The sequence below is a fragment of the Brachybacterium sp. Z12 genome (assembly GCF_014400405.1).
Lineage (GTDB): Bacteria > Actinomycetota > Actinomycetes > Actinomycetales > Dermabacteraceae > Brachybacterium.
Genome location: NZ_CP060496.1, coordinates 331,051 through 344,351, shown reverse-complemented (window position 1 = coordinate 344,351; position 13,301 = coordinate 331,051). Strand labels below are relative to the sequence as shown.

Genomic DNA, 13,301 nt, shown 5'->3' with positions numbered 1-13,301 from the left:
GGGCCTGACCCTTGTTCGTGGACACGCTGATTCCAGCATCTGCTGGGGAAGCGAGATCATGAACCATGGCCAGGAAGAACTACTCCGAAGAGTTTCGCCAGCAGGCGGTTGACCTGTACGAGTCGACACCGGGAGCGACGCTCCGCGGTATCGCGGAGGACCTCGGGATCGTCCGAGGCACGCTGCGACAGTGGCTCGAGACCGGGGCCTAACCCTTGTTCGTGGACACGCTGATTCCAGCATCTGCTGGGGAAGCGAGATCATGAACCATGGCCAGGCCCCCGACCAGCGGCACGGCATGGTCCCACAGTGCGAACCGTCTGGACCCGGTGGATTCGCAGTCTCGCGTGTACGCCACCGCCCGGTCCGGAGGGCCGATGGTCGCGGCGTCTCCGGCGGGCACGTCTCCTGCTGGGCAGCGGGCGATGCAGTCCTGGACCTACGACTCAACGGCGTTCGCGGTCGGGAGGAACGGGACGACCATCGGCACGACCGCCAGCGGCGCGGTGCTGGATACGGGGACGGCCATGCCCTACATCGGCTCCAACATCGGCAGCGTCGGCTTCTACTCCGGCACGATCGAGCACGTCATCATCATCCGTGGACGGGTGCTCTCGGACACACGCCTCGGCGAGTACGCGAATGCGGCAGGTGTCCTGTGACGACCCTCTACAACACCACTGGCAAGGTCGTCGCGATCTACGACACCACCGGGCGACTGGTTTGGGGAGGGACACCACCCGAGCCCGCACCGGACCCCACCCCGCCGACCGGACCGGACCGCAACATCGCAACCCGCATGGCACAGATGGGCGGTGGACAGAGCATCGGCGCGGGGCGTCTCGTCGCCACCACCCACCTCATCACCGTCGACACCCTCTCGCCCACCCTCGCCTGGGACTTCAGCACCAACGGCATGGGCGGATACTCCTCAGACCAGGAATCCACGGCACAGGCGTGGGTGAGTCGCGGGAACGGCATCCCGGTACCCGTCCACTTCGGCGGCGACCGAGGTGGTCTTCCCCGCGAACGCGGGGATGCCCACCACCATCATCTCGGACCCGATCCCCCTCGACCTCTACGCGGGCGAGGTGCTGCACGTCTGGGTCGAGTCGACCCCCATCGGCACGGGCCAGGTCGCCACCTCCGTCACCCAGTACGTGCCCGGCACGGACCGTGGCTGGGTGCAGGGCGGCACAATCACCGACCCCCTCACCGGCGTCGGCACATCCCCTGCGATGCGGCCCTCCCGAGTCATCGCCCCCTCGGACCTGCCCGCCTGGGTACTGGCTGGCGACTCGATCACGCAGACCACAGACACGTACAGCGAGATGCGGGCATCCAGCGCGGGCCTCGCCGCAGTCAAGACGGGCCGCTTCGGCGACTCGTACAACGGGCGGCACCCCGGCACTGACCGATTCCCCGGCCAGATCGCCCCGCACCTCCCCTACGCGACCCACCTCCTGGACTGCTACGGCATCAACGACAACGGCACCGGACTCGCGATCCCCACGGTCGCGCACGGGTGGTGGGGACAGATCCTCGCCGCCGCACCGGACACCCGCATCGTGAAGACCACCCTCCTACCCGTCTCCACGAGCACAGACGGCTGGCAGACACTCGCCGGGCAGACCGCGACCCGCACCGACCGGATCCACTTCAATCAGTGGCTGCGGGACGGTGCACCCCTCTCGGGCGGCGTACCCGTCGCGGTCGGGACGGTCGGTGCCGATCGCTGCCCCGTCGCCCAGAACGGCGTCATCATCCAGGCGGCAGAGGGCACGGGGCATCCCCTCGCTGGCGTGACCGACATCGCGGACGCAGTCGAATCGTCACAGGACTCCGGACTGTGGAAGACCGGCTGGCCCACCTCCGCATACCAGGACGGCCTCCACCCCCTCGGCGGTGGGCCGATCATGCAGACCCTCGCCAACCGGCTCACCACCGACCTCGACACCCTCGGAGTCTGACCAGTCACGCGAGGCCCCGCACCACCAAGGCGCGGGGCCTCGCCCATGCCCACAGCATGGCCCGCCCGTCCAGTCCGGCAACGGCCGGACACTTCACGGCCGACGAAGACACGTGTCGGTAAGATCCGAGGGCCGCCCCTCTGAGCCGAAGGCCGATATGACTGCGCAAGGTTCCCCGTCACCGATGCCACGCTGCCGCCACGTCGGCTGCATCGGACCTTCACGTCAGCTCTCTCGAGCCAGGACAACGCACTGAATCTTGTCCGCCTCACCCTCGCGATCCTTGTGATCTTCGGCCACGTATTCAGCCTCGCCGGGCTCCAGACATTCGAAGCAGGACCCCTCAAGCACGCCGGGTGGCACGGAGCCGCGGTCCACGGATTCTTCGCGATCTCGGGATTCCTGATCCTCGCATCTGCGATCAAGACTCCGCTAGCCCCCTACCTCTGGCGGCGCTTCCTTCGGATCTACCCCGGGTATTTCGTCGCGATCCTCGCGATCGCGTTCCTCTTCGCCCCTCTCGGTGCCCTACTCGACGCGAGCGTCCGGTGGGACGGGACCGCGGCGGTTCGGTTCGTCATCGGCAGCCTCGACCTCCGACCGAGTGCTTACCCGGTCGAAAACGCCGTGCCTTGGCAGCAAGGCTGGAACGGATCGCTCTGGACGCTCTTCTACGAGGGAGTCGCGTACGTGGGCCTCGGGCTCGCGACAGCGATCCCCTGGGTCAGGAGGAACATCAGGGTCCTAGCCCCCGTGATCGGGGTCCTCGGCACCATCGGATACCTGGGCCCGTCTCGCGCAAGGATCGCCACAGTCCTGCCGGACGACCTCGCCCGCATCGTTCACAACGGGCTCGAGCTGTGGACGTTCTTCGCTTGGGGGATGGTCGCCTACGTCTTCGCGGATCGGCTCCGCCCGCACCTCGGATGGATCGCCGCCAGTTCGGGCGTCGCGCTCGTCGCGCTCAGCGTCCCGGCGATCCCGACACGGCTCTCCGAGCTCGTACTGCTACCTGCCATCACCTACACGGTCCTCGCGGCCGGCGCACTGATCCCCTGGCGTCTCGGCGCCCGTAATGACATCTCCTACGGGGTGTACGTGTACGCGTTTCCGGTGCAGCAGATCCTTGTCATCCTCGGCGTCGGCCAGTTCGGCTGGCTGGTCACAGCACTGTCCTGCCTCGTTTGCACGATCCCCCTCGCATGGGCCTCGTGGAAGCTCGTGGAACAGCCTTCGATGAGGTTGCGCCGAGTCGTCCCTTCCCGCCGCCGCGCGGAGCCGATCCCGCAGTCAGCCTGACCCCGCTTGCCCCCTCTCGAAGGCCCTCACCATCTGGTGGGGGCCTTCCTCATGCCCGCACGGCGGGAGAACGGAGCACAACCATGCCCACGAATGGCCGCGCCGCCGACGCGCTGGACTACCTCGACGGCCCCGAGCCGGAGCTGTACGGCGACGAGCACGAGCCGATGGGGCCTACCCCGGTTCGTGGACACGGGGGTTGTTTACGCTGCGAGCGCGAGTTTATCGGTGTAGGTGCGTTCGTAGGTGTTCGGGGACTGGTAGCGGCACCAGGAGTGGCGGCGCTTGGTGTTGTAGCGGGTCAGCCAGCGGAACATCGTGCGGCGGGCGGTGAGCTCGTCGGTGAAGCACGCGGCGTCGCGGAGGACCTCGCGTTTCGCCGTCGCGTTGAACGACTCCGCCATCGCGTTGTCGGCGCTGGAGCCGACGGCTCCCATCGACTGGGTCACGCCGAGCCGGGCGCAGAGATCGGCGTAGGCCTTCGAGGTGTAGACCGAACCGTGGTCGCTGTGGAAGATCGCTCCTGCCAGAGATCCACGGGTCGCGGCGGCGGGCTTGAGTGCATCAGCGACGAGGTCGGTTCGCATGTGGTCCGCGATCGCCCAGCCCACCAGGCGGCGGCTGTAGCAGTCGATCACCGTGGCGAGATACAGGTTCCCACCCCCGCTGGTCTCGGACAGCGGCAGGTAGGTGATGTCACCGACGTAGCGCCGGTTCGGCGCCTCGGCGGTGAAGTTTCGGCCCAGCAGGTCAGGAACGACCTGGTCGGCAGGCTCCGGCACCGTCGTGCGGTGCCGGCGCTTCTTGACGAACCCGGCGAGGCCAGCGGTCCGCATCACGCGGGCGACCCGCTTGTGGTTCACGCGGTCCTCGAGTGCGGCACCGTCGTTGAGCTCGGCCGTGATCCGTGGGACACCCTGAGCGTCGTCCTTGGCGTGGATGATGCGGATCCGCTCCAGCAGCTCCGCATCGTGGGCGGCTCTCTCGGCCCGTGCCGGGGCGCCTGCCTGCCAGGCGTAGTAGGAGGAACGCTCGATCTCGACGAGCTCGCACAGTCGCTTCACCGGGTAGGTGGCGTGGTGGTCGGCGACGAACTGGAAGCGACTCACCAGCGCGTCTCCCCAGCGAAATACTTAGCGGCTTTCTGGAGGATCTCTCGCTCCGTGGTGAGCTTCGTCGTCTCCGCTCTCAACTGGGCGTTCTCTGCTTCCAGGCGAGCGACGCGTTGCTCGAGCGGCTCATTGGGATCGGCCGTGCTGGGCGTCGGCGCGGACCGCAACGGACTGTCGGTCAGCGTGCCGTCAGCCGCGGTCTTCTTCCCACTGGCGTGGGTCTCGAGCCACTGTCGCAGCGTGCCCCGGACGATCCCGAGGTCCTCCGCGATACCGCGGAGCGTCGCTCCCGGTGTCGACTCGTACAGGTCAACCGCCTGCTGGCGAAACTCTTCGGAGTAGTTCTTCCTGGCCATGGTTCATGATCTCGCTTCCCCAGCAGAAGCTGGAATCAGCGTGTCCACGAACAAGGGTCAGGCCCCCAGCTCAGAGAAGCGGCCTGCGGATTCGAGGGTGTTTCATTAGCTGTGTAAGGGTCCGGTCTCGAACCGAGGTGTGACCTGCTGTTCCGCCTCTGAGAAGGACCGATGACATGACCGATACTGCTGATGCCCAGAACCCTCTTGCCGGCGTGCTGAACGCCGATCAGGTCGATGCCCTCGTCAACGCTGCTGAGGACCTCGGCGAGGGCCGCCACGGGGTCGAGGAGCTTCTCTCACGGATGACCCAGGCCGTGCTGGAGAGGGCCCTGGAGACCGAGATGAGCGATCACCTGGGCTACGAGGCCGGCGACCCTGCTGGCGTCGGCACGGGCAACTCCCGCAACGGTAAGACCACCAAGTCCGTCCAGACCCTCCAAGGGCCGGTCCAGATCACCGTGCCCAGGGACCGCAATGGCTCGTTCGAGCCCGTGATTGTGCCGAAGCGGACCCGCCGGCTCGGGAGGGTCGAGGACATGATCCTGTCGCTGTATGCCCGCGGGATGACCACCCGCGATATCGGCTCCCACCTCGAGGAGATCTACGGCTCCAAGGTCTCCGCCGCCACGATCTCCCGGGTCACCGACGTCGTCGCCGACGAGGTCGCCCAGTGGCAGTCCCGCCCGCTGGAGACGGTCTATCCGATCGTCTATATCGACGCGATCTGGCTGAAGATCCGCGATGGCGGTGTCGTGGCGAACAAGGCCTGCCACGTCGCCGTGGGCGTGGATCTCGAGGGCCGCAAGCAGGTGCTGGGTCTATGGCTGGGCGTCAGCGAGGGCGCGAAGTTCTGGGCGAATGTCCTGACCGAGATCCGTAACCGCGGTACCAAGGACATCTTGATCCTGTGCTGCGACGGGCTGAGTGGGCTGCCGGCCGCGGTGAACAGCATCTACCCCGAGACCGTGGTCCAGACCTGTGTGGTCCACCTGCTGCGCTCGGCGATGAAGTACGCCTCCTACGCCGACCGCAAGACGATGGCTAAGGACATGCGCCCGATCTACACCGCCGCGACCGTGGAGGCCGCGCAGCTGGCGCTGGAGGCCTTCGCAGAGACGTGGCAGACCAAGGCTCCAGGGGCCGTGCTGGCCTGGCGGAATGCGTGGGAGGACTTTATCCCGTTCCTCGCGTTCACTCCGGAGATCCGCAAGGTCATCTACACCACGAACCAGATCGAATCGATCAATTACCAGCTACGGAAGATCACCAAGACCCGGGGCTCGTTCCCCTCGGACGAGGCAGTGATCAAGCTGGTCTACCTGGGCATCCGGAACATCGAAACCCGCCGCGGCGGCCATCTCGGCACCGGCACCCAGGGATGGCACCAAGCATTGAACGCTTTCGCCGTCCAGTTCCCCAACAGACTCCCCTCTGACCACCCGGCAGAGAGGCTGATCGACCGGTACACAGAAAACTTGACACCTCCCGGTGCACCACGATTCAATCGCGCGCGCGAGACACCCGGCCCACTAGCTCACGAGTAGGGAAGACTAGCTCCATGACAGTCGACCCGCAGCTCATGCCCGCGCAGGCCGAAGCCTCTCAGCAAGCGCGCTCCACCGGAGCAAAGACCCGTTTCATTCCTGAGATTCAAGGGCTTCGCACGCTGGCGCTGTTCCTAGTGGTCATCTATCACGTGTGGTTCCATCGGGTCTCCGGTGGTGTCGACGTCTTCCTCCTCGTCTCCGCATTCCTCATGACGGCGTCGGTGATCGCAGTAACTCGCCAGGGTCGGGGCTTCAATCCGGCGACGTTCCTGGTCCGCCGATTCGGACGGCTTCTCCCACTCGCAGGAGCCACAGTGGCGCTGACCCTCATCGGCGCCCTGACTTTCCTCCCTGTGTGGAGATGGCCGTCTTTGCTCGACGATGGCTGGGCGAGTCTCTTCTATGTCGAGAACATGCTTCTGCAGGAACGTGCCGCGGACTATTACTCGGCAGATCTCACCACCTTGTCTCCGAGCCAGCATTTCTGGTCGCTCTCGATCCAGGGGCAGGTATTCGTGCTGTGGGCGGTCGCGCACCTCATCGCAGTCCTTGCGGCTCGGATCACGAAGATTCCACTCAGGGTGTGGCTGGCACTCGGGTTCGGCATCGTGTTCATAGGGTCCCTCACATTCAGCATGTGGATGACTGAGGCCTCCCAGGAGCGGGCGTACTTCGATGTGCGGGCAAGACTGTGGGAGTTTGCGCTCGGCTCCCTCCTCGCGGTGATCGGGGAGGTCCGCATCCGTACCTCCATTGCACGGCTCATGATCTACATCGGGGTCGTGATGATCGCGGCGTGTGGCTTCCTGCTGCCAGTTGGGACGACATTCCCAGGCATCGCGGCGCTATGGCCGCTGAGCGGAGCTGGCCTGATCCTCTTGGCGACCACGCGGCCAACATCCCGGCCCACGCTGTTGGCGCACCCTTGGCTGGTACGGGCCGGCGCCTACTCCTACGCCCTATATTTGGTCCACTGGCCGATTCTGGTGATCGCTCAATCCATGTCGAGCACGGGCCAGCTCGGCATCGCAGGAGGTACCGCCGTCCTTGCCTCATCGTGCGCGGTGAGCATTGCCCTCGTGCATGCGGTGGAGAACCCTCTCGCTCGGTTCCAGCGGTCAGGTTCGGTGTGGCGATCCGCAGGCGTCGTCGTCGCGATCTTCGCTCTCGGTGCCGCCATGCTGGTGGGGCTCAGACCCTATGTGGACAACCGTGCTGCAGCCGACCCCGGCAGCAGTGCGCGCCAGAGCTGGGCAGAGCTCGGCGGGGAGTGCGACACCGATCTGCTGGCCGAGTACTGCAGCGCGCTCCCCGGCTCTGAACCCGATGTCCCCAGGGTGACCTTCCTCGGCAGCTCCCACACCCAGCAGTACATGGCGGCGTTCACACCGACGATCGAACGTGAAGGATGGGCTGCGCAGGCGTATCTCCTCCCGGGTTGCCTGTTCCGAACCACCCCAGGAGAGGGGCGCGATCAGACCTGCTTCGAGGCATGGTCCGCCGCACGCAGCGGAGACCTGCTTGATGACACCGATGTGCTGGTCATTCTAGGAACCGCCAGCACCCCGGAGGGCGACCACTCGCTCGACGGGATCGATGACTTCGTGGAGGACGTACGTGCCCACGGGACGGAAGTGATCACAATTCGCGATGTTCCCCGGTTCCACGACAATCTCTTCGCCTGCGGGGAGCAGCTCGGGCATGACGATGCCGCCTGCACCGTCACGCTAGATGAGAGCTGGGCGGATCCGTACGCCTCCACCGCCGCGAGCGCCAGCCTCGATCTCACCGCTCAGATCTGCCCTGGGCTGGAGTGCACACCGACTCGAGATGGCGAGTACGTCTATTTGGACGACAACCACATCACCGCCACGTTTTCGGCACAGCTCAACAACTCTGTCGATGCAGTTCTCGTCGAAGTGATGGACTCCGCCCGATGATTAGGCTCTGGTCCAGCCATTGCATCAACTGGGTCGACCGCCCCTTCCACACCACTCCACAGAGTGCCCCCGGGGATCGGCCACCAGGAACCAAACCCGTCACGATCCTGGTTCTTTAAGGAGCGCTGCTCATCGGGCTACCGAGTCTCGCTTGCCTTCCACCTTCCAGCGCCCGACCCCGGCGTTGAGGCCCTGCATCGTCATCTGCCTCGAAGCTTCGATAGAACCGGACGAACTCGTCCCCCAGCCCAGTCATAGCCTCGCGCGCGAAGTCGGGCGGCCGCGCCAAGGGCCTCCTTATAGATGGCCCGTGGCCGCTTTCCGCTCTCACGGAGCACACCGAAGCCCTGGTAACGCGTGATCGGCAAACCCATCAATACTGTCGCTACCAGACGACCCATGAGTCGTTCACGCCGTGCAACCTGAGCAGGCTGTGCAGCGAGCACCTCCTCGACGCTCACGGGCTCCAGCTGGATGTATCCGGCGGCCGCAGCAGCTCGCGCCGCCTCAACACCGCGCTGTGTTCGCGCGATAAGCACGCTGTAGCCCTCCAGCTCCTCGAAGAGCGGGTAGCCGCGCTCATCCGTCTCCCAGAGATCACCGGCCACGAGATCTGCAGACTCACCCATGCCATCACCACAGGTACGACATCTCCACGGCACGCTCGGGCCGAGGGTCCGTCCCCAGGAATCGTCGTACTCCGTCTCGACCACTGCACCGTCACTGAGCGCGGCTGAGAACTTGCCCGGCCAGCCCATGCCCCGATAGCGCAGCTTCACGACGTCTTCGGGTTCGCCGCCGAGCCGTGTGATGACGTCATCCGTGGCGGTCTGATTCGGGGTACCGGCGCAGAAGAACGAGAGCAGCAGTGGCCCCGCCCCCTCGTCCACCATCGCGCGCATCGAGGCGGTCTCACAGGGCTTGCTGACGACGGCCTCCTGGCCACTCATCGCTGTCACATCCCGCGCAGCAGCGACCGGAGCGTATCTACTGCTAGCGGAGGCGAGCGCCTGCTCCTTGCTCATGAGCGACACCGGCACGGCGCGGCGAGGTTCCCTCGATGAGGGCGCGACCGTATGGGACTCTCCTCCGCGTGATTCAAGATTCCAGATGCTGAGAGCGGTGAGCACTCCCCCGCTGGATCCAGCGTGCCGAGTCTCCGCATCGCACGCATTGGCTCGCCAGACGGCCTCATACGGTCCGAGAATCGGGTGCCGGTGGGCGGCTGCGCCACGGAACGGCGAGCGCACCGTAACCCCGGGCAGACCCTCCTGAAAGTGGTGACGTCGGTGGAGGAAGGGGTTCCGGTGGCGACCGGACGCATCTGACCTTCCTGCATCTCCATACGCAGCCCTGGATCCAGAAGTGCGCATGCGCCACATCCCGTACACCGTTCTGTGCGTGCTACGTGACTCGCGGCACTGGCGATAGTCTCGTGCTGCGACGCCTGTCCGATTCCACGCATATCGCCATACTAGAGTAGGTCTACAGCCCCACCCAGAACCGATAAGGAGATGTGGAGTGCCCGCGAGCACCACCCCGCCTGGCGAGGACTCTCCTCGTGTCCTCATCCTCTGGGCGAATGAGAGCAATCCGAATCTAGGGGTGCGCACTCTGGCCCTGGGCGCTCGCGCACTGGCCGAGCGTGCATGGCCAGGGTGCGAGACTCGCTTCCAGGGCACGGGCGGGCATGGCGAGGGCGGAAACGATGGCCCGATGCCGCTCACGATCCCGCGCTCCATCCTCAAGGAAGCTGTACTGCGAAAGCGAGGACTCGGAGCCTGGTTCACGAGCTTCGACATCATCCTCGACACTCGAGCCGGCGACAGCTTCGCGGATATCTACACCCTGTCGTACCTGATTCGGATGTCCACTGCCCCGTTCTACGCGATGGCCCTCGGAGTCCCCCTGGTGATGACCCCGCAGACCATTGGGCCGTTCAGCTCCCGCCGCGCGCGACTCCTGGCGGCGCAGACCTTGTCCCGGGCCCGTGCGGTGATGGTGCGTGATGATCAGAGCATCGATACGGTGCGGCGCCTTGCGAATCGGGAGCCGATCCAGTCGACCGATGTCGCGTTCGCACTCCCCCGCCCCCTCGGTCCGAGCAGTACGACGTGCTACTCAACGTGTCCGGGTTGCTCTGGGTCGAGAACCCGCATGTCGATCACCTCGCGTACCGGCAGACGATGCTCGGCATCATCGACGGCCTCGAGAGCCGCGGGCGCTCGGTCACGCTCTTCGATCATGTGCTCGGCAACGGCGCGCTTGACAATGACTCCTATGCGAGCGGGCAGATCAACGAAGCGCGTGCCGAGATGCTCCCGGTAATCGCTCCGCGCACGATCGATGAGGTCCGCGCGAGCACCGCCTCTGCGCGTCTGGTGATTGGTGCCCGCATGCACGCGAGCTTGAATGCTCTCTCTACAGGCACGCCTGCGATCCCGCTCGCCTACTCGAGGAAGTTCGCTCCGCTCTTCGAACCGCTTGGCTGGAACCACACCGTCGACCTCAGACATGGGTCCGGCCATGCTGAACGTGTGCTCGCTGCATCCGAGCTCGATCTCGATGCACAGGTAGAGACTGTTCTCGACAATGCCGACCGAGCACTGGAACGGGCAGTGCTGGCGCTGCGGAATGCCTTGTGAGTTCTCCAGCCCCTTCAGCCCGTAGTCTCGGCAAAGCGAGCGCCAGAAGCGGCGTCACCACGCTGAGCGGCCAGATGGCCCAGCTCGCGATACAGATGACTGCGCTCGTTGTGCTCGCGCGGCTCCTCGAGCCTCGTGAGTACGGCCTGATGGCCATCGTGACGGTGGTTATCGGGATAGGCGAAGTGTTCCGCGATGTAGGCCTGAGCACCGCTGCCGTGCAGGCGAAGGAGATCTCTCCAGCACAACGCTCGAACTTGTGGTGGTGCGCGACCGGTATTGGTTCAGCACTCGCCGTTCTGCTGCTCTGCGTCGCGCCACTCATCGCCGGCCTCTATCACCAGCCCGAACTGCTGCTCATGCTGGTGGCGATGAGTGCCTCATTCCCTATCGCTGGAATGGCCTCTCAGCTCAGAGCAGGCTTCCAACGAGAGATGCGCTTCGGTGCCCTGGCGCTCATCACGATTGTCACTGGTCTTGTGGCTCTTGGCGTTGCCATCCTGGCCGCCTTGAGCGGGTGGGGCGCTTGGGCTCTGGTGGTCCAGAATCTCACCGGTGCCACCCTCAGTCTGATCGCCCTCTTACTCTTCAGCTCCTGGCGCCCACGACGCTACTACCGACCGCTCCGTCTCCGTGAAGAGATACTTCCGTTTCGGCCTCCCCCTTCTCGGGACCCAGATTGCCAGCTATCTCTCGAGCAACGGTGACTCCGCACTCATCGGGTTGATCGCTGGGCCTGGCGTAGTCGGGCTTTACTCCCGTGCTGTGCAGAGTGCGCGCATGCCGCTCAACCAGATCCGCACGCCCATCTCTCAAGTCGCGTTCTCAGCGCTATCCCGACAGCAGGACGACACCCACCTGCTCACCCGCTTTGCCGAGAGGGGGCAGCTGCTACTCGCGTACCCTATGGCGCTAATCGCTGGCGGCATCAGTGCAGCGGCATCTCCACTGGTCGCGGTGATGCTCGGCGCTGGGTGGGAGGGCGTGGTGCCGTACTTGCATTTCATCGCCATCGGCGAAGGTCTGAACACCATGGCGATGACCGGTGGCTGGCTCTACACAGTTCGGGGACGAACTGCGTCCCTGCTGAAGTACACGTTGTTCTCTGCAGCCATCAGAACCGCGCTTCTCATCGCCGGGTTGCTTGCGCTTGGCCCGCTAGGAGCCGCGATCGCTGTCGCCATCGCTCCGCTGATCCTCTGGCCCATCTCCTTGACCTGGGCCGGCCGAGTGGCAGGCATCCCCACTCGCAACATGCTCATCACCTCCTACCGGATCTTCGCGGTCGGTCTCATCTCGAGCTCCACCACAGCCGTCGTGGTGTGGGCAAGCGCCGCACTGACCCCAGTAGCCGGAATCGCCCTGGCTGTGCTGACACAGCTCGTTGTTGCTGGCGTACTTGCAGTCATACCCGCGATCAGACGCGATTATCACAGCATCTGGCGTGCAGCGATGCTCGCTCGTTCCTGAGCAGGAGACCGTGCTAGCTCACCAGCAGACCCATGAGGTCTTCAGAGATATCTCCCCACATCACGCTAGTTGAGTTCCGCTGGAGCACTCGACGTCGCGCATTAGCGGCCACTCGCGTACGCAACTCTTCGTCCCGCATCAGATCCATGAGCATGTCCCGCCAGTCTCCAGCCACGTAGACCCGCGGCATCAGTGCCTCGGTGCCATGAAGAAAGTACTCGCTCATGGCTGGAGTTCCGGTGACCACGACGGGTGTTCCCACCGCGGCACTCTCCAGAGCCACGCTCTGCCCCGTGGGGTACGCGAAGTCATGTGTAGGTACCGCGACCGCCTTTGCGCGACGCATGAGGCTGCGATATTCGCGATGATCCACGGTCCCCACGAAACTAACGTTGTCAGGGATGTCCAACTGAGCAATATTGGTCGGCTTTGCAACGAGGGTCACCTCTATCGGAAGGCCTCGCACGGCGTTGAAGAACGTGGCGTAGTCGCGCCCGGAATCTTGCCCGACAGCGAGTACGTCGATGTCGCGCTCACGGGGTTCCCCGGCGTGAAGAACTCGACGTCGACACCGTAGGAGACCGTCCGGATCTGCTCCTCCCGGAACCCGCTGCCCATGAAGATCTCAACCTGGTTGCGGCTGAGCAGATAGATGCGATCGAGGCTCCGCATGTGCCGCACGATTCTCTGCTTCTCGGTCGAGTCGCCGTCCCGAAGGGTCCGGCCCGCCCAGCACGTCAACGCCGCGAGCGCCTTGCCTCTATACATGGGGACTCTCGCCCGCTTCATCGCCGACGCCGCGAAGATATGGGGCTCGAGGACCCCGATCACCGCGTCCGCCGATGCAACCTTGCCGGATGAGAGGACACTCTCCACCCAGGGATGACCCACTCGATGCGTTGTGGCATCGACGATCTTCCTCGCAACCCGGGATTTGGGCTCGACACGACGAGGGAACG

General features: G+C 65.0%; 11 protein-coding genes and 3 pseudogenes. 10 read left to right on the top strand and 4 right to left on the bottom strand.

What is annotated here, in order from left to right; genetic code table 11:
* Positions 1-65: 65 nt before the first annotated feature.
* The 4 genes and pseudogenes from H3H54_RS01835 to H3H54_RS01820 form a co-directional block, all read left to right on the top strand.
* Positions 66-200, top strand: a pseudogene (locus H3H54_RS01835) (transposase); the annotation flags it as partial.
* A gap of 129 nt (positions 201-329) precedes the next feature.
* Positions 330-662, top strand: coding sequence for a hypothetical protein (locus H3H54_RS01830; protein WP_262425281.1), 333 nt, complete (start codon positions 330-332; stop codon positions 660-662).
* Between the two features lie 375 nt (positions 663-1,037).
* Positions 1,038-1,970, top strand: coding sequence for a hypothetical protein (locus H3H54_RS01825; protein ID WP_262425280.1), 933 nt, complete (start codon positions 1,038-1,040; stop codon positions 1,968-1,970).
* Positions 1,971-2,162: 192 nt separating this feature from the next.
* Positions 2,163-3,269, top strand: a complete 1,107-nt coding sequence (locus H3H54_RS01820) for an acyltransferase (RefSeq protein WP_316249190.1) — start codon at positions 2,163-2,165, stop codon at positions 3,267-3,269.
* 203 nt (positions 3,270-3,472) lie between these two features.
* Here H3H54_RS01820 and H3H54_RS01815 read toward each other — a convergent pair.
* A protein-coding gene (locus tag H3H54_RS01815; RefSeq protein WP_262425279.1) for an IS3 family transposase occupies positions 3,473-4,737 on the bottom strand; the annotation gives its coding sequence in 2 pieces (ribosomal slippage) (positions 3,473-4,392 and positions 4,392-4,737; 1,266 coding nt in all).
* A gap of 176 nt (positions 4,738-4,913) precedes the next feature.
* Between H3H54_RS01815 and H3H54_RS01810 the strand changes: the two are divergent.
* Positions 4,914-6,167 (top strand): annotated as a pseudogene (locus H3H54_RS01810) (IS256 family transposase); the annotation flags it as partial.
* Between the two features lie 131 nt (positions 6,168-6,298).
* Positions 6,299-8,227: an acyltransferase family protein gene (locus H3H54_RS01805; protein WP_262425278.1), complete on the top strand. Its 1,929-nt coding sequence runs from the start codon at positions 6,299-6,301 to the stop codon at positions 8,225-8,227.
* A 200-nt stretch (positions 8,228-8,427) separates the two neighbouring features.
* Here the strand turns inward: H3H54_RS01805 and H3H54_RS01800 are convergent, their stop codons facing one another.
* The gene (locus tag H3H54_RS01800) at positions 8,428-9,600 is read right to left on the bottom strand and encodes a Coenzyme F420 hydrogenase/dehydrogenase, beta subunit C-terminal domain (protein WP_262426371.1); all 1,173 of its coding nucleotides are present in this window, start codon (positions 9,598-9,600) and stop codon (positions 8,428-8,430) included.
* Positions 9,601-9,943: 343 nt separating this feature from the next.
* Here H3H54_RS01800 and H3H54_RS19360 point away from each other — a divergent pair.
* The 4 genes and pseudogenes from H3H54_RS19360 to H3H54_RS01785 all read left to right on the top strand — a co-directional run.
* Positions 9,944-10,309: pseudogene (locus H3H54_RS19360) on the top strand (polysaccharide pyruvyl transferase family protein); the annotation flags it as partial.
* Between the two features lie 32 nt (positions 10,310-10,341).
* Positions 10,342-10,872, top strand: coding sequence for a polysaccharide pyruvyl transferase family protein (locus H3H54_RS01795; RefSeq protein WP_262425277.1), 531 nt, complete (start codon positions 10,342-10,344; stop codon positions 10,870-10,872).
* Positions 10,869-11,579 carry an oligosaccharide flippase family protein gene (locus H3H54_RS01790; protein ID WP_262425276.1) on the top strand — a complete coding sequence of 237 codons (711 nt, stop codon included), beginning with the start codon at positions 10,869-10,871 and terminating at the stop codon, positions 11,577-11,579. The genes H3H54_RS01795 and H3H54_RS01790 overlap by 4 nt, the downstream gene beginning before the upstream one ends.
* Entirely contained in the window at positions 11,506-12,342 is an 837-nt protein-coding gene (locus H3H54_RS01785) for an oligosaccharide flippase family protein (protein WP_262425275.1), read from the top strand. Before H3H54_RS01790 ends, H3H54_RS01785 begins: the two co-directional genes overlap by 74 nt.
* Positions 12,343-12,355: 13 nt before the next feature.
* Here H3H54_RS01785 and H3H54_RS19355 read toward each other — a convergent pair whose 3' ends face one another.
* Both H3H54_RS19355 and H3H54_RS01780 read right to left on the bottom strand, forming a co-directional pair.
* Positions 12,356-12,787 carry a glycosyltransferase gene (locus H3H54_RS19355; RefSeq protein ID WP_395963220.1) on the bottom strand — a complete coding sequence of 144 codons (432 nt, stop codon included), beginning with the start codon at positions 12,785-12,787 and terminating at the stop codon, positions 12,356-12,358.
* Between the two features lie 2 nt (positions 12,788-12,789).
* On the bottom strand, positions 12,790-13,233 hold the full coding sequence (locus H3H54_RS01780) for a hypothetical protein (RefSeq protein ID WP_262425274.1): 444 nt from the start codon (positions 13,231-13,233) through the stop codon (positions 12,790-12,792).
* Positions 13,234-13,301 lie beyond the last annotated feature (68 nt).